21 protein-coding genes and 1 tRNA gene are annotated in these 24,200 nt (G+C 71.9%); 10 read left to right on the plus strand and 12 right to left on the minus strand.

Annotated features, from left to right (window positions below; translation table 11 throughout):
* Positions 1 to 34: 34 nt before the first annotated feature.
* Positions 35 to 2,629 (plus strand): bifunctional FO biosynthesis protein CofGH, encoded by a 2,595-nt coding sequence (locus HG542_RS15275; protein ID WP_171081688.1) that lies wholly within the window; start codon positions 35 to 37, stop codon positions 2,627 to 2,629.
* 127 nt (positions 2,630 to 2,756) lie between these two features.
* A complete protein-coding gene (locus HG542_RS15280) occupies positions 2,757 to 3,887 on the plus strand; it encodes a DUF8017 domain-containing protein (RefSeq protein ID WP_227725944.1) in 1,131 nt (376 codons plus the stop codon).
* A gap of 100 nt (positions 3,888 to 3,987) precedes the next feature.
* Here the strand turns inward: HG542_RS15280 and HG542_RS15285 are convergent, their stop codons facing one another.
* From HG542_RS15285 to HG542_RS15295, 3 genes are all read right to left on the minus strand, one after another.
* On the minus strand, positions 3,988 to 4,179 hold the full coding sequence (locus tag HG542_RS15285) for a DUF397 domain-containing protein (RefSeq protein ID WP_171081690.1): 192 nt from the start codon (positions 4,177 to 4,179) through the stop codon (positions 3,988 to 3,990).
* A 190-nt stretch (positions 4,180 to 4,369) separates the two neighbouring features.
* Entirely contained in the window at positions 4,370 to 5,227 is an 858-nt protein-coding gene (locus HG542_RS15290) for a helix-turn-helix domain-containing protein (protein WP_171081871.1), read from the minus strand.
* A 313-nt stretch (positions 5,228 to 5,540) separates the two neighbouring features.
* The gene (locus tag HG542_RS15295; protein ID WP_171081692.1) at positions 5,541 to 6,323 is read right to left on the minus strand and encodes a GOLPH3/VPS74 family protein; all 783 of its coding nucleotides are present in this window, start codon (positions 6,321 to 6,323) and stop codon (positions 5,541 to 5,543) included.
* Positions 6,324 to 6,768: 445 nt separating this feature from the next.
* Here HG542_RS15295 and HG542_RS15300 point away from each other — a divergent pair, with 445 nt between their 5' ends.
* The 4 genes from HG542_RS15300 (at position 6,769) to HG542_RS15315 (ending at position 12,721) form a co-directional block, all read left to right on the plus strand.
* Entirely contained in the window at positions 6,769 to 8,979 is a 2,211-nt protein-coding gene (locus tag HG542_RS15300; protein ID WP_229922483.1) for a D-alanyl-D-alanine carboxypeptidase family protein, read from the plus strand.
* A 200-nt stretch (positions 8,980 to 9,179) separates the two neighbouring features.
* The gene (locus tag HG542_RS15305) at positions 9,180 to 11,045 is read left to right on the plus strand and encodes a DUF8823 domain-containing protein (RefSeq protein ID WP_171081696.1); all 1,866 of its coding nucleotides are present in this window, start codon (positions 9,180 to 9,182) and stop codon (positions 11,043 to 11,045) included.
* Between the two features lie 167 nt (positions 11,046 to 11,212).
* On the plus strand, positions 11,213 to 11,782 hold the full coding sequence (locus HG542_RS15310) for a GVDTG sorting domain-containing protein (RefSeq protein ID WP_171081699.1): 570 nt from the start codon (positions 11,213 to 11,215) through the stop codon (positions 11,780 to 11,782).
* Between the two features lie 213 nt (positions 11,783 to 11,995).
* On the plus strand, positions 11,996 to 12,721 hold the full coding sequence (locus HG542_RS15315) for a class F sortase (protein ID WP_498063286.1): 726 nt from the start codon (positions 11,996 to 11,998) through the stop codon (positions 12,719 to 12,721).
* Here the strand turns inward: HG542_RS15315 and HG542_RS15320 are convergent.
* Positions 12,663 to 13,160: a MarR family winged helix-turn-helix transcriptional regulator gene (locus HG542_RS15320; protein ID WP_171081703.1), complete on the minus strand. Its 498-nt coding sequence runs from the start codon at positions 13,158 to 13,160 to the stop codon at positions 12,663 to 12,665. The genes HG542_RS15315 and HG542_RS15320 overlap by 59 nt on opposite strands.
* Positions 13,161 to 13,242: 82 nt before the next feature.
* Here HG542_RS15320 and HG542_RS15325 point away from each other — a divergent pair, with 82 nt between their 5' ends.
* A complete protein-coding gene (locus HG542_RS15325) occupies positions 13,243 to 14,358 on the plus strand; it encodes a questin oxidase family protein (protein WP_171081705.1) in 1,116 nt (371 codons plus the stop codon).
* A 111-nt stretch (positions 14,359 to 14,469) separates the two neighbouring features.
* Here the strand turns inward: HG542_RS15325 and recQ are convergent, their stop codons facing one another.
* Entirely contained in the window at positions 14,470 to 16,317 is a 1,848-nt protein-coding gene (gene recQ, locus HG542_RS15330; protein ID WP_171081707.1) for a DNA helicase RecQ, read from the minus strand.
* A gap of 76 nt (positions 16,318 to 16,393) precedes the next feature.
* The gene (locus HG542_RS15335) at positions 16,394 to 18,460 is read right to left on the minus strand and encodes a restriction endonuclease (RefSeq protein WP_171081709.1); all 2,067 of its coding nucleotides are present in this window, start codon (positions 18,458 to 18,460) and stop codon (positions 16,394 to 16,396) included.
* 228 nt (positions 18,461 to 18,688) lie between these two features.
* Between HG542_RS15335 and HG542_RS15340 the strand changes: the two genes are divergently transcribed.
* Entirely contained in the window at positions 18,689 to 19,246 is a 558-nt protein-coding gene (locus tag HG542_RS15340; protein WP_171081711.1) for an RICIN domain-containing protein, read from the plus strand.
* A gap of 57 nt (positions 19,247 to 19,303) precedes the next feature.
* Here HG542_RS15340 and HG542_RS15345 read toward each other — a convergent pair whose 3' ends face one another.
* Positions 19,304 to 20,899, minus strand: a complete 1,596-nt coding sequence (locus HG542_RS15345; protein ID WP_171081713.1) for an LCP family protein — start codon at positions 20,897 to 20,899, stop codon at positions 19,304 to 19,306.
* The gene (locus tag HG542_RS15350) at positions 20,892 to 21,281 is read right to left on the minus strand and encodes a DUF6542 domain-containing protein (protein WP_171081715.1); all 390 of its coding nucleotides are present in this window, start codon (positions 21,279 to 21,281) and stop codon (positions 20,892 to 20,894) included. Before HG542_RS15350 ends, HG542_RS15345 begins: the two co-directional genes overlap by 8 nt.
* A 295-nt stretch (positions 21,282 to 21,576) precedes the next feature.
* Between HG542_RS15350 and HG542_RS15355 the strand changes: the two genes are divergently transcribed.
* A complete protein-coding gene (locus HG542_RS15355) occupies positions 21,577 to 21,879 on the plus strand; it encodes an ArsR/SmtB family transcription factor (RefSeq protein WP_171081718.1) in 303 nt (100 codons plus the stop codon).
* Here HG542_RS15355 and HG542_RS35960 read toward each other — a convergent pair.
* Positions 21,857 to 22,087, minus strand: a complete 231-nt coding sequence (locus tag HG542_RS35960) for a hypothetical protein (RefSeq protein WP_171081646.1) — start codon at positions 22,085 to 22,087, stop codon at positions 21,857 to 21,859. The two genes, HG542_RS15355 and HG542_RS35960, sit on opposite strands and share 23 nt — an antisense overlap.
* On the opposite strand from HG542_RS35960, the gene nshR reads away from it, so the two are divergent.
* Positions 22,016 to 22,816, plus strand: coding sequence for an NshR/TsnR family 23S rRNA methyltransferase (gene nshR, locus HG542_RS15365; RefSeq protein ID WP_171081719.1), 801 nt, complete (start codon positions 22,016 to 22,018; stop codon positions 22,814 to 22,816). The two genes, HG542_RS35960 and nshR, sit on opposite strands and share 72 nt — an antisense overlap.
* A 59-nt stretch (positions 22,817 to 22,875) precedes the next feature.
* Here the strand turns inward: nshR and HG542_RS15370 are convergent.
* From HG542_RS15370 to HG542_RS34520, 3 genes are all read right to left on the minus strand, one after another.
* A tRNA-Arg gene (locus tag HG542_RS15370) sits at positions 22,876 to 22,951 on the minus strand.
* A 136-nt stretch (positions 22,952 to 23,087) separates the two neighbouring features.
* Positions 23,088 to 23,870, minus strand: coding sequence for a MerR family transcriptional regulator (locus HG542_RS15375; protein WP_176606583.1), 783 nt, complete (start codon positions 23,868 to 23,870; stop codon positions 23,088 to 23,090).
* Positions 23,871 to 24,023: a hypothetical protein gene (locus HG542_RS34520; RefSeq protein ID WP_218039038.1), complete on the minus strand. Its 153-nt coding sequence runs from the start codon at positions 24,021 to 24,023 to the stop codon at positions 23,871 to 23,873. It lies immediately after the preceding gene.
* Between the last annotated feature and the right edge of the window lie 177 nt (positions 24,024 to 24,200).

Raw genomic sequence — 24,200 nt, forward strand, 5'->3', positions numbered from 1 at the left:
GGGCACTGTCAGTGTCCGCTCGTATGCTCGGACAATGACTTCCAGCGCACAGGAATCAGGGCAGCAGCCGACCGCCAACGCCATGCGCCGCGCGCTCAAACGCGCACGGGACGGTGTTGCGCTGGATGTCGCCGAGGCCGCGGTCCTGTTGCAGGCCCGCGGCGCGGATCTGACGGACCTGTGCGCCTCCGCCGCGCGCGTGCGCGACGCTGGCCTGGAAGCCGCCGGCCGGGCCGGCGTCATCACCTACTCCAAGAGCGTCTTCATCCCGCTCACCCGCCTCTGCCGCGACAAGTGCCACTACTGCACCTTCGCCACCGTGCCCGGCAAGCTGCGCCGCGCCGGGCACGGGATGTTCATGTCGCCTGACGAGGTCCTGGCCATCGCCCGCCGCGGTGCCGAACTGGGCTGCAAGGAGGCCCTGATCACCCTCGGCGACAAGCCGGAGGACCGCTGGCCCGAGGCCCGCGAGTGGCTGGAGGCCGAGGGGTACGACGACACCATCGCCTACGTGCGCGCGATGGCGATCCGCATCCTGGAGGAGACGGGGCTGCTGCCCCACCTCAACCCCGGCGTCATGTCCTGGACGGACTTCCAGCGGCTCAAGCCCGTCGCGCCGTCCATGGGCATGATGCTGGAGACCACGGCCGAGCGCCTGTGGAGCGAGCCGGGCGGCCCGCACCACGGCTCGCCCGACAAGGAACCGGCCGTCCGGCTGCGCGTCCTGGAGGACGCCGGGCGCAGCTCTGTCCCCTTCACCAGCGGGCTGCTGATCGGCATCGGGGAGACGTACGAGGAGCGCGCGGAGTCGCTGTTCGCGCTGCGCCGCATCTCCCGCTCGTACCACGGCATCCAGGAGCTGATCCTGCAGAACTTCCGCGCCAAGCCGGACACGGCGATGCGCGGCATGCCGGACGCCGAGCTGGACGAGCTCGTCGCCACCGTCGCCGTCGCCCGGCACATCATGGGCCCCTCGGCCTGCCTGCAGGCCCCGCCGAACCTGGTGGACGGCGAGTACGCGCGTCTCATCGGCGCCGGCATCGACGACTGGGGCGGCGTCTCCCCGCTCACCCCGGACCACGTCAACCCCGAGCGCCCCTGGCCGCAGATCGACCGGCTCGCCGAGCAGTCCGCCGCCGCGGGCTTCGTACTCCGCGAACGCCTCGCCGTCTACCCGGAGTTCGTGCAGCGCGGCGAGCCCTGGCTGGACCCCCGGCTGCTGCCCCACGTGCGCGCGCTGGCCGATCCGGAGACGGGCCTGGCCCGCGAGGACGTGGAGGTCCGGGGCCTGCCGTGGCAGGAGCCGGAGGAGGTCTTCGTCCCGTCCGGCCGTACGGATCTGCACCGCGCCATCGACACCGAGGGCCGCACCGGCGACCGCCGCCAGGACTTCGACGAGGTCTACGGCGACTGGGAGGCCCTGCGCGAGGCCGCGGCGCCGGGCATGGTCCCCGAGCGCATCGACGCCGACGTGCGCGAGGCCCTGGCCGTGGCCGCCGACGACCCGACGAAGCTCACCGACCCCCAGGCCCTGGCCCTGCTGCACGCGGACGGCCCGGCGCTGGACGCCCTGTGCGGGATCGCCGACGCCGTGCGGCGTGATGTGGTGGGCGACGATGTCACCTACATCGTCACGCGCAACATCAACTTCACCAACGTCTGCTACACCGGCTGCCGTTTCTGCGCCTTCGCCCAACGCCGCACGGACGCCGATGCGTTCACGCTCTCGCTGGAGCAGGTCGCCGACCGGGCCGAGCAGGCGTGGGACGTGGGCGCGGTCGAGGTCTGCATGCAGGGCGGCATCCATCCCGACCTGCCCGGCACGGCCTACTTCGACATCGCGCGGGCCGTGAAGAAGCGCGTCCCCGGCATGCACGTGCACGCCTTCTCCCCGATGGAGGTCGTCAACGGTGCGACGCGCACCGGGATGTCCATCCGCGAGTGGCTGGCCGAGGCGAAGGCGGCCGGCCTGGACTCCATCCCCGGCACCGCCGCCGAGATCCTCGACGACGAGGTCCGCTGGGTCCTCACCAAGGGCAAGCTGCCGACGGCGACATGGGTCGAGGTCATCAGGACCGCGCACGAGCTGGGCATCCGCTCGTCCTCGACCATGATGTACGGGCACGTGGACCAGCCGCGGCACTGGCTGGGGCATCTGCGGCTGCTCGCGCAGATCCAGCAGGAGACGGGCGGTTTCACCGAGTTCGTCACTCTGCCGTTCATCCACACGAACGCGCCGGTGTATCTGGCGGGCATCGCCCGCCCGGGTCCGACCACCCGGGACAACCGCGCGGTCACAGCGATGGCGCGGCTGCTGCTGCACCCGCATATCCCCAACATCCAGACGAGCTGGGTCAAGTTGGGCACGGAGGGCGCGGCGGACATGCTGCGCTCGGGCGCCAACGACCTGGGTGGGACGTTGATGGAGGAGACCATCTCCCGGATGGCAGGGTCTTCGTACGGTTCGTACCGTTCCATCCGGGATCTGGTGGCGATAGCCGAAGCGGCCGGGCGGCCTGCGCGGGCTCGTACGACGTTGTACGGCGCGGTGCCGGAGGAGCGGCAGCGGGCAGCTATGGCGTCGGACGGGCATCTGCCGGAGCTTTTGCCCGTGTTGGGGGACGACTGAGGGCCTGCGCCCCGTAGGGGCGCGGGGAACTGCGCGACCAGCCACGAGGGGCCTGCAGACGAAAGTGTTGCGAAGCTGTCGCCGGCCACCGACTTCCGGCCGGCACCCTTTGCATAAGGTGTCCCGCATGTCTTGGCCCCAGAACCCGCAAGATCCGCAACAGCAGCCCGTGCCGCAGCCGCAGAGCCCTCAGCCTCCGCAGGGCGGCTTCGGGCCGCCTCCCGTGTGGGGCCCGGACGGCACCGGACATGCGCAGCCGACCATGATCGGGCAGCCCGCGGTGCCGGCGCCTCCGCCGCCGCCCGGCGGGGCGTCGGTTCCGCCGCCGCCCGCGCCCGCGCCCGGTCCGGGCGGTCCGGGCGGTCCGGGGGCGTTCGGCGGGGCCCCGTCGTCGACGGCCCCGATGGCCCCGATCCCTCCGTCGGGCCCGGAGCCCAAGCCGGCGAAGAGCAGGGCGCTGCTCGCCACCATCGGTGGCGTCGTGGCGCTGGCCGTCATCGGCGGCGGCGTGGCGTACGTCCTCACGAGCGGGAAGAACGACGACGACAAGAAGGCGTCGTCGTCGGCGGCGGCCTCGCAGGCGCCGTCCGCGCCTGCGCAGCAGCAGGGCGGCCAGCCCGCGCCGGACACCAGCGTGGCGCCGCAGGGTCCGTCGGGCGGCAAGGCGCTGGTCGCCGGGTGGCAGACGCAGGTGAACGGCGACCACCACTTCGCCTACGACGTGCCGCCCAAGGGCGACCAGTGGAAGATCTTCCCGACCGACACGATGATCTCGTACACCGAGGACAACAAGCCGGTCGTCACCATGCGGGGCACCGCCAACTACCGCGAGGGCGGCTGCTCGTCGAGCCCCAACCCCGACGCGTTCGGCGAGGCCGGCAAGGGGCAGCTCGCCACGGTCGGCACGACCGGCGGCGGCAAGGACGGCACGCTGCAGGAGAACGCCCGCAACTGGGCGGGCAACTGGGGTGTCATGGCCTACGGCGGGCTGAAGAACAAGCCCAAGATCGAGGTCGGCGAGGCCGTGCCGTGGAAGCACAACGGCATCGAGGGGTACACGGCCACGGCCAAGGTGACCGTCGCCAACCGGGCCAGTGAGTGCGTGCCGCCGACCGCGATCGTGAAGAGCATTGCGCAGAAGCTGCCGGACGGCACCTTCCACGGCTGGGTGATCTACGCCGACCAGGGCGTGCCCAACGCCCTCAGCGTCGAGCAGATCGACAAGATCATGGGAACCGTGCGGCCGACCAAGGGCTGACGCGGGGAACGGCAGCTGGAATGACGCGCGGAAAAGGGTGGGACCGGGGTCCCACCCTTTTCCGTGATGCTCCTGCCGTCCGCGCGCAGGGAAAAGCCTTTCAGCAGCCGCTGACGTCGGCCACGAACGCCGTCCAGGACTCGGGGGAGAAGGCGACGGCCGGGCCCTCCGGGTTCTTCGAGTCACGGACCGCGATGGCCTGCGGAAGGGGGGAGGCGACCTCCACGCAGTCGCCGTTGGCCAGCGAGTAGGAGGACTTCCGCCAGGTGGTCGTTCCCTGCTGAATCGCCATGGTGTTACTCCGATACCTGTGAGCAATGCCTGTCAGTACGCCGGTTTCCCGAGGTGCGATCGACGTTACGCGCCAACATCATGTGGCGAATGGGCTGTTCACTCGACCGGATGGCTTATGTCCTGAGACTCTTCCCGCAGGCCACGCAGAGGTGTACCGTTCCGCCGCCGCGCGGGCGGCCGGTGGTCGGTCAGGCCGACCAGTCCTCGGCGACGCGCAGGATGAACCGCCGCGAGTCCTCCGCATTCAGCGCCTGCATCCGCAAATGCTCGTACATCACGCTGTACGCCTGCACATCATTCGGCTTCTCCAGATAGAGGTCGCTGGTGATGCCTTCGAGATAGACGGTGCTGGCGTCCTGCGGGTCGTGGAATTCGAGGATGGAGAACTTCCCGTACATGCCCGGATGCGCGCCCACGTCATAGGGAAGCACCTGCACCGTGATGTGCGGCTGCAAGCTGAACTCCACAAGATGTTCCATCTGTTCACGCATGATGGCCTTGTTGCCGACGATGCGGCGCAGCGCCGACTCGTCGATGACGGCCCACAGACGCAAGGGGTTGTCGGGGTCGGTGATGCGTTCCTGCCGGCGCATCCGCACCTGGACGCGGCGCTCCACGTCCGCCGCGGTGGCCTCCGGCCAGGACCCCTCGGTCACGGCGCTGGCGTAGTTGGGCGTCTGCAACAGGCCGGGCACCAACGAGGCCTCGTACACGCGCAGCGAGGCCGCGTCCGTCTCGAGACCGATGTAGACGCTGTAGGGAATGTCGCCGAAGGCATGCCACCAGCCTTGCTGGCGTGACTCCTTGGCCATCTGCATCAGCGAATCGACGATGCGGTGGTCGTCGACCCCGTACACGCTGCACAGGTCGCGGACGTCGCGCTGGCTGATGCTGCGCCGGCCGTTCTCCAGTCGGCTGATCTTCGACTGCGAGACCAGGAGCCGCTCCGCGACCTCCTCGGCCGTCATTCCTTTGAGCTCACGGAGCTTGCGCAGCTCCTGCCCCAATCGGCGCCGCCTTACGGTGGGGTTGACACTGGACGCCACGGGACGCACCTCCGGCTCCGTCATGCTGATGTCTCCTGCCCCGCAGCCTGCCACCCCCGGCCTCGGCGGCGCTGGGAAAATGCCGAACCGAAAGTCCGCTTGCAGCCGCCCGCCGCCTGCACGGACGGACGCGTACGCGGGGCGGCGGGCCGTGCCGCCACCGTAAGGGACGGGCCGGCCCGCCGCCCCGCGTCCTGATGCGGCTCCCGAACCGGGCCATGGGGACAGCGGTGCGGTCGAGTTGGAGCGGAGGGTGGTGCTGATGGTGCCGTCTGTCGCTGCTATCGGTGAACGGAAGAACTGCCGAACCGTTTCACGAGGCGCCCGCACGGGCCATGACGCCTTCGCGGACCGGCTGGGCGGCGGCGGCTTCGGCGGGTGCCGCAGCCCTGGAACGCACCGCTGCCCTGCGGCCCGGGGCGCCGGCTCCGCCTGCGGCACCGGCCGCGGCGGCCGACCGCCGGGGCTGTGCGCCGACGCCGTTCTGCACATCCATCACGGCGTGTGCCACGAGCCCGCCCATCGGGTCGTGTCTGATCAGGTCCCGCAACCGGGAGCGCGAGGAACGGCCCTCGTTGCCCGGGTAGAGATGCTTGCCGAGGCCGACCGCGTGCGCGAGCGCGGCGAGCGCCGCCGTCCGCGGGTCCGGCGGCACGCCGGTGCGGATGGCGCTGTCCAGCCGGGTCCTGATCTCCCGGCTGATGGCCGTGTCCGTCGCCTGGTAGCGCGTGGTCGGCAGCACCCCGCACATCTGGCCCGCCACGGCATGCACCATGCCGCACCGCTCCAGGTGCGTGAGGTACGTCTGGCGCAGCCCCAGCCGGGGCCCGCCGATCCAGTGGACGGCGCGGACCGGACTGCCGCGGCGGCGCAGCAGTTCGAGCGCGGTGTCCAGGGTCGGATCACCTGTCGGCCGTGGGTGCACCACGGCGATACGATCCCCGTCAGGGGCTATCCGTCCGGCCAGAGCCAGCTCCACTAGCTGTGCTCCGGCGAGACCGAGATCGAGCGACTGCGGCTGCGCCGTGGTACCCGTGGCCGGGTCCAGGGCGAGCAGCAGAAGCTCCTCCGGAATTGTTCTGCGGCTCCTGCCCATCCATGCCTCCCCGCGTGGATGAGTGACAGGGTGACCCCTCTCACATTGGTCTGTCGAGAGCGCGTGGTGGCTTCGTGTGGGAACCGGTAGGTATGTCGTCTCGTCTAGCACGTGGGTGAACCCAGGCGAAGCCCTCTGGCGATACGGGTGCGCATGCACGCGACGATCACAGAGGACACTGGTAGACGATGAGTGAATTCCGGGCCCGGAGGCGTCGCGTTGGCGCCCGGGGGTTCCGGATGTACGGCGCGGGAATTCTGAGGAGGCATCGGTGGCGGGCGAGTCCCCCGACATGTCGGAGCAGCGGAAGTCGTCGGGGGATCCGGGCGCGGATCGGCCTGCGGCCGGTTCCCGTTCCGGGGCCGGTAGTCCTGCGGACGGCTCCGGTGCCGCTTCGGCTGCCGCCGGGGCGAAGGCCGGGAACGGCGGCCGTCCCGATCCGCGAGTGGCTGTGCGTGACGGCGCGGCCGGGGGCGGCAAGGGCGGCAAGGCCGACGAGGGCGGTAAGGCCGACAAGGCCGACAAGGCCGCCGAGGCGGCTCCGGTGACCGGAACGGCCAAGTCCGGTTCGGCCGGGGGCGGTACGGCGGCTGCGGGTGGCGGCAAGGCCGATCAGGCGACTGCGGTGTTCGGTGCGGTGAAGACGGCCGAGGCGGAGGACGAGTCCGGCGCTGATGCCGACGTCAAGGCCGACGTCGAGGCCGGCCAGGCCACTGCCGTGTCCGGTGCCGAGGACGGCCAGACGCCTGCCGCGTCCGACAGCTCCTCCAAGGACGGTGAGGCGTCTGCGGCGAAGGCGGACGCGGCCGGTAGCGCCGAGAAGGCCCCTGCCGTGTCCGGCACCGCCAAGGACACGAAGGACGCCAAGGCCGACCAGGCCACCGCCGTGATCGGTACCGTCGAGCCCCCCAAGGGCGACGCCGAGGCCGAGCCCAAGGCCGCCTCCTGGGGCGCCGGCAACGGCAAGCCCAAGGAGGACGCCCGGCTCAAGGCCGCCGTCGCGGCCTGGGTCGCCGACACCGAGGACAAGGACGACGCCGCCGACGCCAAGCCGGCGGCCGCGGCCGACCAGCCCACCGAGCTGATCGAGGCCCCCAAGGCGCCCAACGCGCCCAAGACCCCCAAGGCCTCGGCCGATCAGCCCACCGAGCTCATCAAGGCGCCCGCGAACCCGGACTCCGAGTCCGAGCGCACCAGCCAGTTCGTCCCGCTGAAGAAGGACGACGCCCCGGCGCCGCCGAAGCCGCTCAAGACGCCCAAGCCGGAGGCCAAGCCGAAGGCCGAGGCCAAGGTCGAGGCCGAGCCCAAGGCGGCGCCGCCGGCGCCCCCGAAGGCCGAGGAACCGGCAGAGCCCAAGGCTCCGCTGGATCTGCTCGCCCAGCTGACCAACACCCCGCCCCCGCCGGAGACCCCGACGCGCACGGTGATGCGACGCGTGAAGATCTGGACGCCGCTGGTGATCCTGCTCGGGATCATCTTTGTGGCCGTCCAGGCCTTCCGCCCGCTGCCCGACGCCAAGCTCGCCCTCGGTGAGAAAAAAGCGTTCACCTTCGGCGGTGGCGAGTTCGCCATGCCCTGGCCCGACCAGGGCCAGTCCGCCGTGAAGGTGGTCGGCGCGGGCGATGTCGGCACGTCCGGCGAGCAGAAGCCGGTGCCGACGGCGAGCGTTGCCAAGGTGATGACGGCGTACGTGATCCTCAAGGACCACCCCCTCAAGAAGGGGGAGCAGGGCCCGATGATCAAGATCGACGCCCAGTCCGAGAAGGAGGCCGGTGCCCAGGACGAGTCGCGCGTCCCGGTGAAGGAGGGTCAGGAGTTCTCGGAGTTCAACATGCTCCGGATGCTGCTCATCCCGTCCGGCAACAACATCGCCCGCCAGCTGGCCCGCTGGGACGCGGGCTCCGAGGAGGCGTTCGTCAAGAAGATGAACGACGCCGCCAAGGAGCTCGGCATGACCAACACCACGTACACCGACCCGAGCGGCCTGACCGAGACGACCGTGAGCACGGCTGCCGACCAGGTGAAGCTCGGCGAGCCGGCGATCAAGAACGAGGTCATCCGGGACATCACCCAGCAGCCCAACGCCGACATCCCGGGCCTCTCCCCGGCGCGCATCAACAACAACAACGACACCCTGCTCGTGAAGCACACCGGTGTGCTCGGTCTGAAGACCGGCTCCAGCAGCCACGCGGGCGGTGCCCTGCTGTGGGCGGCGCGCAAGACGTTCGGCAAGCAGGAGTACCTGATCGTCGGCGCGACGATGGACCAGCACTTCAAGGGTCTGGACCCCAACGCCGAGAACAGCCTGACGATGGTGAAGGACCGCAGCTACAAGCAGATCACGGCCCTGCAGGACGTCATGACCACCGCCACCGTCGTGAAGAAGGGCGACCTTGTCGGCTACGTCGACGACGGCCTTGGCGGACGGACCCCGGTCGTCGCGACCAAGGACGTCACGGCCGTCGGCTGGCCGGGCTTCAGCAGCAAGTTCGCGCTGGACACTGCCGGCAAGAAGATCCCGCACACGGCGAAGGCCGGGACCGAGGTCGGCGAGCTGGTCGTGGGCAGCGGCGACAGCGCCGTGAAGGTCCCCGTGGCCCTCCAGAAGGACCTCGCGGAGCCGTCGTTCGGGTCCAAGGTGATCCGCCTCGGCTGATCCGTCCCGGGCCGCCGGGGCGGCTCCTGGGCCGTACGAGTGGGTACGGGCCGGGAGCCTCCGGCGGTCCGGGGCGCCGTGACGGCGTCGTGCTAGCGTCGCGGAGGTTTGCGGCCGGGCACCCGTGCCGGGCCGGAGCATGCATGAAGATGGGGCGAGAAGACCTCAGGGGGAAGACGGGGAAGACGGGGAGAGCCGCAGTGACCACCGTGGGACCGGCGCGGGCCGGTACGCCGGGAGAGCCCGGGCGTGACGTCAGGGACGAGGACCGGGTCCGCGAGAGGCCGGCCCGTCGCCTGCCCTCCTGGGCGTTGCGGCCCGACCCGCAGCGCACCGGCTGGCGGGCCGCGCTCACCCGGACCGTGCCGGTCACCCTGATCACGGCGGCCGTGCTGCATGTGCTGTGGTTCTGGATCTTCGCCAACAGCGGCGGCGACCTGGCCGCCCAGGACGCCTGGGCGGAGTTCGCGCTCCAGCACCCCTCCTCGGCGTACAACCTCGCCTGGTACGGCGGCATGCACCCCGTCTCGTACAGCGTCATCTCGCCGTACCTGATGGCCGTGCTGGGCGTGCGCACCACGATGATGATCGCGGGCACGCTCTCCGCCGGGCTGATCGCCCTGATCCTGGTGCGCAGCCGTGCGGTGCGCCGTCCGCTGTGGCCCGCGCTCTACGGTGCGTTCGCGCTGACCTGCAACGCGATCTCGGGGCGGGTGACGTTCGGGCTCGGCATGATGTTCGGGCTGGCGGCCGTGGCCGTGATCTTCGCGTGGCCGGTGCGCTGGCGCTCGGACGGCAGGTACCGCTGGCCGCGGGCCGCGCTCGCCGGTCTGCTGGCCGGCGTGGCGACGGCGTCGAGCCCGGTCGCGGGTCTGTACGTGGGGATCGTGGCGGCCGCGCTCTGGCTGGGCCGGCGGCGGCCCGCCGCGTATGCGCTGGGCGTCACGCCGGTGATCGTGGTGGCCCTGTCGGCCTGGCTCTTCCCGTTCTCCGGGCAGCAGCCGATGGCCTTCCCGTCGGCGATCCTGCCGCTGCTGGCCGGTGTGTTCGGGATGGTCCTGGTGCCCGCGGAGTGGCGCACCGTGCGGGTCGTCTCGGGGCTGTACGTGCTCGGCGTGCTGCTGGTCTGGCTGATCCCCTCGCAGATCGGCACGAACATCTCCCGGCTCGGCATGGTCTTCGGGGGCGTGGTGCTCGTCGCCGTGCTGACGGGGATGAAGGTGCCGCCGCGGTCCGAGCTGCTGAAGCGGGGCCGCACGTGGACGGTGGCGGTGCTCGCCCTGCTGACCTGCACCGTGTGGCAGTCCGTCAACTCCATCAGCGACATAATCCACACCACTCCGGCCGCCTCGTGGGCCCGTGAGCTGGCCCCGCTGGTGGACCGGCTGCAGAAGGTGGACGCCGCGCGCGGCCGTGTCGAGGTCGTCCCCGCCCGCAGCCACCGCGAGGCCTCGGCCCTGACCCCGTACGTCAATCTGGCCCGCGGCTGGAACCGGCAGGCCGACCTCAAGCGGAACCCGCTCTTCTACGAGGAGGGCATGCTCACCCCCGACAGCTACCGGGCCTGGCTCAGCCGCTGGGCGGTGGCCTATGTGGTGCTGCCGACCGACGAGCCGGACAACGCGGCCGTGGAGGAGGCCAAGCTGGTCGCGCAGGGGCAGCCGTACCTGCGCCAGGTGTGGTCGGACGACAACTGGCGGCTGTACGAGGTGAAGGAACCGACCCCGCTGGCCGAGCCGCCCGCGGTCGTGGAGCGCACGGACCCCGACGGTCTGACGATCTCGGTGAAGAAGCCGGGCCCGGTGCTGATCCGGGTGCCGTACTCGCCGTGGCTGGGTCTGGTGGACGCGCAGGGCAAGGACGTCCAGCCCCCGAAGCCGGGAGCCGGCGGCGAGCCGCCGGTCAATGTCGACGGCTGCCTGACGAAGCAGGTGACCCCGCCGAAGGCCGGTGAGCCGGAGGACGACTGGACCGTCCTGCGGGCGCCCCACGCGGGAAGCTACCGGATCGTGGCGCGGTACAAGCTGCCGCGCGGCACGGGGTGCCCGGACGACATGGCGCGGTGAGTTCCCGGGGCCCTGCCCCGGACTCCTCACCCGTTCGGCCCGCCCGGTCCCATGGTCGGAGTGCGGCCCTCGCGGATCCCCGGTTCGCTCGACCTTGGAGGGGCGCGGAACCCCCACCCCCGCGCGGCACATCCGCGTGCCGCATCCGCGCTCACGGAGGAAGAAGCATGCGTACTGCACGAGTGCTCGCCGGGACCGCAGGGACCGCCCTGGCCATAACCGCCCTTCCCGCCTTCGCGGGCGACTTCGGGAAGCTCGAGGTCACGCCGGGCACCGTCCAGCCCGGTGCCGAGGTCACCGTGAACACCACGGCCTGCGGTTCGAAGGGGCAGGGCACGGGCGACGCCAGCGCCGTCGGCGGCCCCGCGTCGTTCGACCTCAAGCCGGGCACCCACAAGGAGGTCGTGGTCGGGCAGTTCATGGTGCCGAAGAACGCCAAGCCCGGCACGTACGGCATCGGTGCCAAGTGCGCCAACGGCAAGGAGGCCACCGGCGACCTGGTCGTCACCGCGGGCAGCAGTGCCCCCTCCGGTTCACCCTCGGCAGCGGCCTCGTCGATGCCGATGCCGAGCATGTCCGCGGCCAAGCCCCCGAAGGGCGGCATGAAGACCGGCGTCGGCGGTACGAGCGAGGAGTCGGGCACGGCCGACATCGTGGCCGGTGCGGCCCTGATGGCGATGGCGGCGGCCGGCGGCGTCTGGTTCCTGCGCCGCCGCGGCACCGGCAGCCGGTACTGAGCCGGCCGCGCGAAGCCGGCACCCCGGCCGGCCCGGACCGCCCCGGCACCCGGACCCCGTATGCGTCCGGGTGCCGGGGCCACGGTTCCCGGCCCGTGGTGGAGGACTCCGATGCGCAAGAACCGCCCCCGACGGCGCGCCCGTTCGCGTGTCCGGCCGGCCGTCTGGTGCGACGGCCCGCCCGGGCTCCCGTACCGGGCCCTCCGTGACGCCCTGCGCGACCTGCGCACCACGGCGACGGCCGCCACGGTCCTCGGTGCCGCGCTCTGCACGGGCGGCGCACTGGTCAGCGAGGGCGCCCGGGAGCACATACCGCCCCCGCAGCCCTCGGCCGCCGAGGCGTTCGCCTCGGGAGCCGCCCGGGTGATCCGCCCGGACCAGTTGATCCCGCCGCTGCCGCCCGCCCCGCCCACCCGGATCCGGATACCCGACATCCAGGTCGACGCCCCTCTGACCACCCTCGGTCTGCTCCCGGACGAGACCCTCGCCAGCCCGCCGGAGGACGACAGGAACCTCGCCGGCTGGTACGCGGCCGGCACCGCCCCCGGCGCCACCGGAACCGCCGTCATCGGCGGCCACGTCGACACCGAGTCCGGCCCCGCCGTCTTCTACTCCCTCGGTGCGCTGAAGAAGGGACAGATCGTCGAAGTGGCACGCGCCGACGGCCGGACCGCCGTCTTCACGACGGACGCCATCGAGGTGTACGAGCGGACCGACTTCCCGTCCCGGAAGGTCTACGGGGCCACGGGCCGGGCCGAGTTGCGGCTGATCACATGCGGCGGGGGCTTCTCGCAGGAGACGGAGGAGTATCTGGGCAACGTGGTGGTGTACGCCCATCTGACGGCGGTGCGCCGGCCGTTGGAGGGGCCGGCGGCGGCCGTCAGCGTCCTGACGCCGGCGGCCGGGCCTCGCGTGCCCACGCCGCCAGCCCGGCGATGAAGCCCGCCCGTTCGTCCGGCGTCAGGCTGTCGAGCGCCCGCAGCAGCGGGGCGGAGCGGCGGGCGATGAAGGACTCGACGAGCGCCTGGTAGCGGCCGTCGATCCGCACCAGCATCCGCCGCCGGTTCTCCGGATCCTCGCGCCGTTCCACCAGTCCCGCCTTGTTGAGCGCGCTCACCAGCTCGCTGACGGTCGACAGCGACAGCCCCATCCGGTGGGCCAGTTCGCCCACGGTCAGCGGCTGTTCGGCGATCAGCTGCGGCAGTACGGCGCCGTGCCGCGGCGTGAGGCCGTGCACGTCGAAGACCGTACGCAGGCGGTCGGGCATCTCGGTGAGCGCGTTGCGCATGTAGGGGGAGATGAGGGGGACGAGGCCGATGGCCTCCATCTCCTCGGCGGTCGGGAGGCGGTGCTTTCCGGGGGTGGGGGCGTGCGGCATACTGCGAGTCTAGATGCTTCGGATATCCGAACTGTTGGGAAAACCGAACTGTTCTGAACCGTTCCGGACAAGGGGGACACCCATGCCTGCCGTCACCTACCGCGACGCGCTCGGCGAGGCGCTGGAGCGCCTGGACGACCTCGGCTACGAGCGCGGCGCCGGCGCCGACCTCGCCAACCACGGGCCCATGGGCGCCGAGGCCCTCGCCGCCCTCGGTCATGGTGCCGAGGTCGCCGCGTGGGTCGAGGGATACCGCACCGCCATGCCCCACCACGAGGTGCCGGAAGCGCGCTTCGCCCTCGATCCCGCCGACGAGTCGTCCTGGCGCCCCGCGCTCGGCGACTTCTCCCGCGCGGGCGACTGGGAACAGCTCTTCGCGCGCGAACTGGCCGGGGCGCCCTGGCGCGAGGTGCTGGTCCGCTGGTGGCCCCGGCTGCTGCCGGGCATGCTCGCCGGCCTCACCCACGGCCTGATCCGCACGGCCCACGCGGTCCGCTCCCTCGCGGCGGCCGAGGAGCCGACGGACCGTCAACTCACCGAGTTCGCAAGGGGGATGGCCTACTGGGCCGCCCGCTTCGCCCACCTCCCGGGCGAGGTGCGGATGACCGGCACGTACGATCTCGCCGCCGCCATCGCCGCTATGCCCCGGACGCCCTACGAGGGCAAGCACGGCCGCGCCGCCGCGGGCGCGCGGCTGGCCGGCCCCGCCCGGCTGCCCGGATACACCGAGGCGCTCGGCGCCCTGGACCCCGCCGCCGCGGAGCGCCCGCAGTGGCTGCTGGCCGAGATGACCACCGAGTTCGCGGGCGTCTATCTGGGCCACCCCGAGGTCTTCCCCGTCCCGCTGATCCACGGCGTCACGGCCCCGGCCGCCGTGCGCCTCGTCCTGCCGCATCTGCCGGAGAGCTTGTACCGGCCGACGGTGGCCGCGCTCTGGCACGTGCACGCCACACTGCTGCTGACCTTCACCGAACACCGCGGCGGCGAGGCCGAGGCGGCGCGGGTGGCGGCGGAGACGGACGTGCCGCCGTTCGACGAGCTCGTCGCGCGGGCGGTGGAGCACGGCGACGAGCACGTCATCAAGTTCACCGAGGCGGCCCGGCGCGAGCATGCGCTGCGGCCGGATCCCCGTTACGCGGCGGCGGTGCTGGCCGCGCAGGGACGGATCAAGCCGAGGCGGCTGCGCCGGGCCGCCTAGCGCTCTGCGGGAAGTGCGGTGCGTCGTCGGCTGCGGGTTCGTCGTGGTTGCCCGCGCAGTTCCTCCCCCAGCTACCGCTGGGGGTACCCCCAGCGCCCCTGCGGGGCGCGATCAGGAGGCCGCTCGTAGTTCGGCGAGCGCGTCGAGGATCGGCTGGCCGTACTTCGCCAGCTTGCTCTCGCCTACGCCACTCATGCCCGCAAGCTCGTCGAGGCCTGTGGGCATCCGAGTGGCGATCTCGCGCAGCGTCGCATCGTGGAAGACGACGTAGGCGGGCACGCCCTGCTCCTTGGCCGTGGCCGCGCGCCAGGCGCGCAGCGCTTCGAAGACCGGTACCGCCTCCGCGGGCAGATCGACAGGGGCCGAGCGCTTCGCCGAACCGCCCGACCGCGCGGCCCCCGCGGAGCGAACCGGCTTCTCCGGCTCCCGCCGCAGCAGCACCTGGCGGCGCGAGCCGAGTACGTCGCCGCTGGCCTCGGTGAGCACCAGCGTCCCGTACTCGCCCTCCACCGCGAGCAGGCCCCGGGCGAGCAACTGCCGTACGACGCCCCGCCATTCGGCGGTGCCCAGCTCCGTGCCGATGCCGAAGACGGTGAGGGCGTCGTGGTCGTGCTGGATGACCTTGGCCGTCTTCTTGCCCAGCAGGATGTCGATGATCTGCCCCGCCCCGAACTTCTGCCGCCGCTCCCGGGCCAGCCGGAGGACCGCCGACAGGAACTTCTGCGCGGCGACCGTGCCGTCCCAGGTGACCGGCGGGGTCAGGCAGGTGTCGCAGTTGCCGCAGGGGCCGCTCGGCTGCCCGAAGTAGGCCAGCAGCTGCACCCGGCGGCACTCGACCGTCTCGCACAGGGCCAGCATCGCCTCCAGATGTGCGGCGAGCCGGCGGCGGTGGGCGTCGTCGCCCTCCGAGCCGTCGATCAGCTTGCGCTGCTGGACGACGTCCTGCAGGCCGTAGGCGAGCCAGGCGGTGGACGGCTGGCCGTCGCGCCCGGCGCGGCCGGTCTCCTGGTAGTAGCCCTCGACGGACTTCGGCAGGTCGAGGTGGGCGACGAAACGCACGTCCGGCTTGTCGATGCCCATGCCGAAGGCGATGGTGGCGACCATGACGATGCCGTCCTCGCGCAGGAAGCGCGACTGGTGGGCGGCGCGCGTGGCCGCGTCGAGCCCCGCATGGTACGGGAGGGCGTCGATGCCGCTCTGCACCAGGAACGCGGCGGTGTCCTCGACCCCCTTGCGGGACAGGCAGTAGACGACGCCCGCGTCCCCCGCGTGCTCGGTGCGCAGCAGCTCCAGGAGCTGACGCTTGGGCTCGTTCTTCGGGACGATGCGGTACTGGATGTTCGGCCGGTCGAAACTGGCGACGAAGTGCCGGGCGCCGTCCAGCTGCAGCCGCGCCGCGATCTCCTTGCGCGTGGCCTCCGTGGCCGTCGCGGTGAGGGCGATGCGCGGAACGTCGGGCCAGCGCTCGTGGAGCATGGAGAGCGCGAGGTAGTCGGGGCGGAAGTCGTGGCCCCACTGGGCCACGCAGTGCGCCTCGTCGATGGCGAAGAGGGAGATCTTGCCGCGGTCGAGCAGCCGCAGCGTGGCCTCGACGCGCAGCCGCTCCGGGGCGAGGTAGAGCAGATCCAGCTCGCCGGCGAGGAACTCGGCCTCGACCATGCGCCGTTCGTCCGGATCCTGAGTGGAGTTGAGGAACCCGGCCCGCACGCCGAGCGCGCGGAGCGCGTCGACCTGGTCCTGCATGAGGGCGATCAGCGGGGACACGACGATGCCGACGCCGGGGCGCACGAGGGCCGGGATCTGGTAGCACAGCGACTTGCCGCCGCCGGTGGGCATCAGGACGAGCGCGTCCCCGCCGCCGACGACGTGCTCGATGATCTCCTGCTGCTCGCCGCGGAAGGCGTCGTACCCGAAGACGCGCCGGAGGCAGCGCAGGGCGTCGCTGTCGGTGATGTCCATTCCGGAAGTGTAGGGCGGGAGGGCTTACACGAATGGGGGATGTGGATAACCAGGGGTCGCACGATCGTGCGATTACTCAGGCCACCTCGATACCGAACTCCTGAACAAGCGCCTCCAGCCCTCCCGCGTACCCCTTCCCTCCCACCACGAAGTCCCAGTCGCCGCTCGCCCGCTTCCGGAAGGACCCGAGGACGAGCGCGGTCTCGCCGGCCCGCCCGTCGGACACCTCCAGCTGCCCGAGCTCGCTCCCGGCCGCGTCCGCGAGCCGGATCCGGGCGTCGGTGAACCCCGAAAGATCGGCGTCCGGGTTCACGGCCGGGTCTATGGCGGCCGCGAGCACCAGCCGGTCCGCCTGCGCGGGCAGCGCCTCGAAGGCGACGCGCAGGGCGGCCTTGTCCGCGGCGGAGGGGGCCACGGCGCGGACGGCGCCGTCGGGCGTGCGCGGATTGTTGTAGAAGACGAAGTGATCGTCGCTGAGGACCCGGCCGCCGGTGCAGACGAGCGCGCAGACGTCGAGGGCGACCCGGCCGGACCAGGACATGCCCAGAACGTTGTGGCCGTCGGGCACCCCCGTCCCGTCGTCCCCGCCCGGCACCCCGGTCCCGTCCGGAGCCGGCCCGGGAGCGCCGCTCCCCGGGCCCAGCCGCCCCCGCAGCCCGTGCTCCTGCAGCAGCCCCACCAGCTCCTCGCCGGAGACGAGCGTCAGCGGCTTCCCGTTGGCGAAGGCGTACGACCCGGGACCGAACCCGGAGGTCGTGACGAGCACGCCCTTGTTGGCACCGGCGCCCTGCACCGTCCCGTAGAGATCGCGGACGGCGGTCGGCGGCACCGTCTTCCGGTACCGCTTGACCTGCACGATGATCCGTCCGCCGCTGATCGGGTCGGGGTCGAGGGCCTCGACGTCGACGCCGCCGTCGTTCGACCGCTGGGTCATCACGGCCTGCATGCCGCGGGCCCGGAAGAGCTCGGCGACGAGCGCCTCGAAGGCGATCGGGTCCATCTCGAAGAGGTCCGGGTCGTCGTCCCCGCCGTGGGACACCACCCCGCGCCCCACGTCGCCGGGCTGCCGTACGGGCCGCACGGCGGCCAACTGGTCGGGCCGGGCGGACAGTTGCCCGCCGAGCCCCTCGACGAGACAGTCGACGGCACTGACCTGCGCCAGCCGCAGCCCGGCGAAGACCGGCCGGGCGACGGACACGGACGCGAGCACGATCTGCGCGCGCTGCCCGGTGACGGGGTCGTGGTCGTCGACGAAGCCGTTGAGGACGACGGACTCCAGCATCCCGAACTCGTCGGCGGCGAACAGCTCGTGGACGGCGAGCAGCACGCACTGCGCGAGCAGATCCCGGTGGATCGCGCGGCGCTGGGTGACGGGCCGGGCGGTCTCCTTCTCCTCGTCGGCGGTGGGCATGTAGCGCACGGACTTCACTGCCGGCACGACGTCGGGGCCGGGCAGCTCCCAGTCGACCACCAGCTGCCGGGGCCCGGGGTCGTAGGCGGCGGAGAGCCGGTGGGGGAAGTCGTCGGGCCGGGCGGAGGCGTAGAGGGCGGCCGAGAAATACTCGACGACGGCATCCGGATCGCCCTGCCGCAGGGCGGCGACGAGCTCGCCGACCCCGGCGTTGTACTGCCGGATCTCCTGCAGCTGGGCGGCAGCCCACTGCTCGTACTGCTGCCGATAGGCGGCGAGTTGCTGCTGCCGCTGCGCCTCGGCGGCCTGGGCCGCCTGCCGGTCGCGCTCGTACTGGGCCCGGGTGCCGAACCCGCGGTACCGGTTGGGGTCGGGCATGGCCACGGGCTGCCCGAGGTGCCCGGGGGAGAAGGCCGGCACCTGCTCGGGACGGGCCAGGGCGGCGGTGCCGAAGGCGGGCGCCCGGCAGCCCGTGGCGAGGAGCGAGGCCAGCGCCTCGACCCGGGCGTCCAGTTCCTCGTTCCGCCGCCGGACCTCGGCCTCCCGGCTCTGCCGGTACGCCTGCCGCTGCTCCCGGTCCAGCCGGGCCCGCTCCCGCTCCAGGGCCCGCTGCTGCCGCTCGGCCTCCCGCTGCGCCTGCACGGCGGCCCGCTGCCGCGCCTCCTGCTGCCGCTGCTGCTGCCGCTGGGTCTCGGCCCAGATCCCCATCAGCCCGTTGGAGCGTCGGCTCATCGCGGCCCCATCCCTCCCCCTTGACCAGCGGTTACGGGGCAATTTTAGGGGGCGGTCGCAGGCGCCTGAGCAGGCGTCAGACGGCGGGTTGGGTGTGTTGGCCAACGAAGCCGTGTTCGCGCCAACTTGGCGACGGCGCCCGCCGTGACTGCCCTCCCGCGGCATCCGGCTATAGCCTGCGCACCGCGCGCGCAGTACGGCTCCTGGTCCACGAAGAGAAGAGGACACATGAAGTCGCACTATCGCCGTCCCGGCATCCTGGCCGCCGCCGCAGCGCTCGTGCTCGGCGCCGGAGTGGCCGGTACGGCCCAGGCCTCGGCAGCACCGCAGAGCCCGGAGCGTTCGTCCAGACCCGCGGGTCCGCAGGACTACGGCTGGATCCGCAACGCCAACAGCGGCCACTGCCTGGCCGTCCCGGGCGCGAGCACGCAGAACGGGATGGGTCTGATCCAGTGGGGCTGCGGCACCTGGCGCGACCACTTCTGGCAGTTCGAGTTCGCCTTCAGCAGCGGCGGGCGCAGCTACTTCCGCATCCGCAACCTCAACAGCGGCCAGTGCCTGGCCGTTCCGGGCGCCAGCACCACGGCCGGCGTCCAGGTCATCCAGTGGCCCTGCGGCGAGTACAAGGACCACTACTGGGGCGTCGACTACACCAGCAAGGGCATGCGGCTCGTGAACTGGAACAGCGGCCAGTGCCTGGCTGTGCCGGGCGCAAGCATGGCGCAGGGCGAGAAGATCATCCAGTGGCCGTGCGGTGACTGGCCGGACCACTACTGGAACTTCTGATCCGGCACGCACGCGTGCGGGGAGCCGGGGCCGCCCGGCCCCGGCTCCCCGGTCACGTCAGTTGACGCAGGGGATGCCGCCCTCCTTCACCGCCTCGCCCGCGAACTTGTCGTCCGAGGACGACGAACTCGCCGCATCGGACGGTGAATCCGAAGGGCTCGGCGAGGCACTGGCGGAGGCCGACGCCCCCGTGAAGTCCTGCCCCAGCGTCACCTGCACATGGCCCGCCGGCACGGTCGGGCTGGCCAGCGGGGCCGCCGTCACGCCGAGCCGGCCCGCGATCTGCCGGCCCGCCTCGTCCGCGCCCTTGCCGTAGACGACGGTGGTGTGGGGCTGGGGCGCCGTGTTGGACGCGTGGCCCTCCGCATAGCCCGCCTCCTTCAGGGACTTGAGCTCCTCGGCCGCCGCGCCGGTCCGGCCCGAGCCGTTCAGCACGTCGACGGTGCCGGGGGCGGGCTTCGCCGGGGCGCTGGACGATCCGCCCGAGCTCGGGGACGCGGACGACGTGGCGCTGCCGAACCGGTCCCGTACCAGCGCCCGGATCTTCTCCGGGTTCACCAGCTGCACGTCCTCGTGGTTGCGGGTGGCCGAGCCCTCCGTCGGCAGCGTGTTGAACTCGACCTTGCCGCCGGTCAGGTTGGTGGCCTGCTGGGCGAAGTCGATGACGTTCAGCTTGCTGTCGATGACCAGGTCCTTCTTCACCACGCCGAACAGGCCCTGCAGCTTGCCCAGGCTGTCGAAGACGCCCTCGCCCTTCAGCTTGTGGGTGACCGAGGAGAGGAACGCCTGCTGGCGGTGCGTACGGTCCAGGTCGCCGCCGTCCAGGCCGTGCCGCTGGCGGACGAAGGCCAGTGCCTGCCGGGGGTTGACCTCCTGCAGGCCGGCCGGGAAGTCGGCGCCCGAATAGCGGTCCTTCACCGGGTGCTTGAGACACACCTGGATGGGCTGGAGCACCTTGGCGATGTCGTAGAAGCCCAGCAGGTTGACCTCGGCGAAGTGGTCGATCGGCACGTCGAGGAAGTTCTGCACGGTCGCCAGCGTGGCCTCGCGGCCCGCCTCCCGGCTGCCCGCCTCCAGGTCGGCGCCCCGCACGCCCTGCTTGTAGAGCCGCTCCCGGGCACCCGTGTAGGCGTTGGAGTACGCCTCCTTGATCTTGTAGTGCCCCTGTGTCGAACCGTCCCCGTTGAACGTCTGGACATAGTCGTCCCGGGGGATGGAGAACGCCTGGACCTTCCCGCCGTCTGCGGGGATGTGCATCAGGATGAGGGTGTTGGTGTTGTAGTAGCCGATATCGCTCGACCCCGCGTGGAGTTCGTCCTGGACGAACTCCTTCGGCAGGTCGTTGCCGTTCATGTCCTTGCGCGAATCGAGGCCGATCAGCAGCAGGTTGACCGAGTTGTCGAGGTGCTTGCGGCCCACCTTGCCGAGTGCGTCGGAGGTGTTCAGGCCGCTGGTGATCCAGTGGTACGCGGCCCAGGAGACCCCGCAGGTCGCCAGCACGGCGGCCGAGGTCAGGCCGGCCACGGTCCGCCCGACGATCACCCCGCGGGGCGTACGGGGAGCGCCGCCGCTCCGGCGGCGGGGGGTACGGCGGCTGCCGGGCCTGCTGCTGCCGCCGCTGGTGCGCCGCTCGGCGCCCGGTTTCTCACGCACGGTACGCACCGCTCTTCCTCGTCCCCCGGCCGGGCGTCACGCCGCGCCTCGACCGCATCCACCGCACCGCCAGCACCAGCAACAGCGCGACCTCGGCCGCCGCCATCGCCGGAAAGGCGTCGATCGCCCAGTGGACGGCCCCTGTCGTGGCCCCCTTGGCCTGGGAATCCTTCGGGCCCGCCGTCAGCTCGGCGACCACGGTGATCAGCAGCACCACGGGGGGCGGCGCGTACGCGACCCACCAGGCACCGGCCCGCGAGCAGGTCAGCGCCGCGGGCACCGCCCCGGCGACCGCCGTGAGCGCGAAGATCCAGCCCAGCGAGGACGTGACCAGCTCGTCGGCGAAGGCTCCGATCACCGGCAGCACCAGAGCGGCCGACACCGCTCTGCGCGCCTGCGCCTGCGTCCGCGTTCTCCCGCTTCCGCTTCTGCCGCCGCGCGCCGCCGCCGACCGGCCCCGTGGGGTCGGGACCCGGCGTGATCCTTGCGCGCGGGGACGGGAGGCGGCCGGGTCCGGCGAGGGCCTCGACGCCCTGCTCGGAGCTGCGGCCCGCTGGCCTGCCGTGGGCATTCCGGGTTGCATGGTTGCGCAATGTAGCAAGTGTTCCGGCTAGGCTGTGCGGGTGTCCGGGGGGAATCCCGTGAACCCAACCGCATACGGGGGAGGAGCCACGCCGATGGCGGCACCTGGGGAGCCTTCGGGGCAGGCGCTCAACGCCGCGGCCCTGAAGTTCGGCCTGCTGTCCTCTCCGCTGCGCCTGCACATCGTATGGGCACTGGCCCGCCGTGAGAGCGATGTCACGCAACTGGCCCGCCGTGTGGGTGCCCGCCCCCAGGCGGTCAGCCAGCACCTGGCCCGCCTGAAGCTCGCCGGCGCGGTCCGCTCCCGCAGCGAGGGCCGGCACCAGATCTATGCGGTGACGGATCCGCGGCTGACGGTGGTGGTGGAGGCGATGTTCAAGTCGCCGCCTCTCTCCTGAATACAGGGGGCGAATTTGCTTTCTCCGCACCACCGGGTGCCTGCCTGACCTGACGCACCGTCAGAACAGCCTTTTCGCTGACGACTCGGGGGAAGAGGAAATCCGCGGCGAAGGTGCTCGTGTTAACGTCTTCGTCGTGGTCAGCCTTGACGTCATCACCGAGCGCTCCGATCCCGCCGTACAGCGAATCATCGATGTCACGAAGCATTCGCGATCCGTTGTCCGGACGGCGCTGATCGAGGACCCCGAACCCCTCCTGCAAAGCATTCGCGCCGGTTTGGAGTTCACCGAGGTCTACGGACTGGAGACCACTCCGCTGCCGGGCGACCTGCTCGCCGCGTGCGAAGAGCGCGGAATTCCGGTCCGGCTGATCGCATCCCCGATCGCCAACCAGGTTTTCAAGACCGAGAAGAAGCCCAAGGCGTTCGGTATCGCCCGCGTTCCGCGCCCGTCCCGCCTCGCGGACCTGGCCGACGCGACCGGTGACCTCGTCCTCCTGGACGGCGTGAAGATCGTCGGCAACATCGGCGCCATCGTGCGGACCGCGTTCGCACTCGGTGCCGCGGGCATCGTGCTGGTGGACAGCGACCTCGTCAGCATCGCGGACCGCCGCCTGGTCAGGGCGAGCCGGGGCTATGTGTTCTCCCTGCCGATCGTCCTCGCCTCGCGGGAGGAGGCGCTCGGCCACTTCCGGGACAGCGGCGCGCGGATGGTGGTCTTCGAGGCCGACGGAGATCTCACCGTCGGTGACCTCGCCGGTATCGACGAGCGGCTCGTCCTGATGTTCGGCAGCGAGAAGACCGGCCCGTCGGGCGAGTTCTCGGACGTCTCCGCCGAGTCGGTGTCGATTCCGATGAACCCCGCGGCCGAGTCGCTCAACGTCTCCGTGTCGGCCGGAATCGCCCTGCACGCGCGGGCCCACCGGAACCTTTCGTAGCGGCCCTGGCCGAAGCGCCGCGTACGCAAACGGCCCCGGACGGGAAGTCCGGGGCCGAGTGGTGCCCCCGGGCAGATTCGAACTGCCGACACCCGCTTTAGGAGAGCGGTGCTCTATCCCCTGAGCTACGGAGGCGCATCCCTACGGGCCGCTCGGAGGCGGCCGAGGGTCAGCCTACCGGGTTCCGGGGCCGGCTGGGGAAGGGGCTGCCCGTCCTGTGTTCGACGGCGGGCCGGGCGGCTGCCGGGGCGTGGTCCGCGGCCCGTCGGCTTCAGCTGCCGGGCCCGGAGGCCCGGCGCCGTCCGGCCCGGTGGGCGAGCGTCTCGACGATGCGGCGCCATGCCGGTGATGCCTCGGAGATCCGGGAGGAGACCAGCTCCGCGGACCCTGCCGGGGTGCCGTCCCCTTCGTGTTCGATCTCCCACGCTTCCAGGTCGTCGATGAGCCGGTCCAGGCGCGGGTCGTGCGGGTCCCAGTCGACCGACCGGTCACAGGCGAGATACAGGCGCGCCGTCTCGGGGTCGTCGAAGGCGGCGTTCTTGTCCCGTATCCGCCGCGGCACGGCGTCCGGGTCCAGTGCCTGCATCAGGATCCACGCGTCGCGCTCGAGCCGCACCCTCGGTTCGCCGACGCCGAGGCCGCGCATCCGGTCCAGGAGGGCGACCACCTCGGGAGGCAGGAAAAGCCTTTCCCCCTCGGCCAGTTCGGCGATTCTGCGGCGGTGTTCCGCGAGCTGGTCGATCCTGCGCTGCAATGCGGCGTCGATCTCGGTGACGGCTGCGGCGAATTCGGCCGGCCGGGCGTGCAGCAGCGCGTCGATACGGGCCAGCGGCACCCCGGCCTCGGCGAGGGTCCTGATCCGGATGAGGTCAACTGCCGCCTGTGCGCTGTAGCGACGGTAGCCGGAGGCGTCGCGCTCGGGTTCGGGGAGCAGGCCGATGTGGTGGTAGTGGCGAACGGTGCGTACGGTCACGCCGGCGGTTGCCGCGAGGCGGCCGATCGTGAGCACCGCTCTCCCGGGGTCGTCGTGCAACGTGGGTCCCGCCGAGTCCATTCAGGGGTTCTTCGAGCGGCGAGCCCGCTCGACGACGTCACGGACCGCCTGGACCACGGCATCGGGCCGGTCGAAGCAGAGCCGGTGGTGGAAGGTGTCGAAGAGGATGCGCTGCTCCCCGTGCGAGACCGATCCCACCAGGGCCGCGTCCATCCTCGTCCTGCGCCCGTGCCGCCGCGGTCGTACACCACGGCGGTGGTGAACCGCGAAACCCCTTGCTGTACACCGAAGTAGTCCAGGCCGACCGCGCCGGCGCCCGGCAGGAACACCGCGGCCGGACCGCCGCTGCCCGACCCGTGCACGAAGAGGCGGCGGCCGTCGACCTCCTGG

This window comes from Streptomyces morookaense (assembly GCF_013030945.1).
In the GTDB taxonomy this organism is placed as follows: Bacteria; Actinomycetota; Actinomycetes; order Streptomycetales; family Streptomycetaceae; genus Streptomyces; species Streptomyces morookaensis.

Bases quoted from the DNA above. Each gene is read 5' to 3' on its own strand.
- HG542_RS15275 (WP_171081688.1), top strand. From the start codon at position 35: ATGACTTCCAGCGCACAGGAATCAGGGCAGCAGCCGACCGCCAACGCC.
- HG542_RS15280 (WP_227725944.1), top strand. From the start codon at position 2,757: ATGTCTTGGCCCCAGAACCCGCAAGATCCGCAACAGCAGCCCGTGCCG.
- HG542_RS15285 (WP_171081690.1), bottom strand. From the start codon at position 4,179: ATGGCGATTCAGCAGGGAACGACCACCTGGCGGAAGTCCTCCTACTCG.
- HG542_RS15295 (WP_171081692.1), bottom strand. From the start codon at position 6,323: ATGGGCAGGAGCCGCAGAACAATTCCGGAGGAGCTTCTGCTGCTCGCC.
- HG542_RS15310 (WP_171081699.1), top strand. From the start codon at position 11,213: ATGCGTACTGCACGAGTGCTCGCCGGGACCGCAGGGACCGCCCTGGCC.
- HG542_RS15320 (WP_171081703.1), bottom strand. From the start codon at position 13,160: ATGCCGCACGCCCCCACCCCCGGAAAGCACCGCCTCCCGACCGCCGAG.
- HG542_RS15325 (WP_171081705.1), top strand. From the start codon at position 13,243: ATGCCTGCCGTCACCTACCGCGACGCGCTCGGCGAGGCGCTGGAGCGC.
- recQ (WP_171081707.1), bottom strand. From the start codon at position 16,317: ATGGACATCACCGACAGCGACGCCCTGCGCTGCCTCCGGCGCGTCTTC.
- HG542_RS15335 (WP_171081709.1), bottom strand. From the start codon at position 18,460: ATGAGCCGACGCTCCAACGGGCTGATGGGGATCTGGGCCGAGACCCAG.
- HG542_RS15340 (WP_171081711.1), top strand. From the start codon at position 18,689: ATGAAGTCGCACTATCGCCGTCCCGGCATCCTGGCCGCCGCCGCAGCG.
- HG542_RS15355 (WP_171081718.1), top strand. From the start codon at position 21,577: ATGGCGGCACCTGGGGAGCCTTCGGGGCAGGCGCTCAACGCCGCGGCC.
- HG542_RS35960 (WP_171081646.1), bottom strand. From the start codon at position 22,087: ATGCTTCGTGACATCGATGATTCGCTGTACGGCGGGATCGGAGCGCTC.
- HG542_RS15375 (WP_176606583.1), bottom strand. From the start codon at position 23,870: ATGGACTCGGCGGGACCCACGTTGCACGACGACCCCGGGAGAGCGGTG.
- HG542_RS34520 (WP_218039038.1), bottom strand. From the start codon at position 24,023: ATGGACGCGGCCCTGGTGGGATCGGTCTCGCACGGGGAGCAGCGCATC.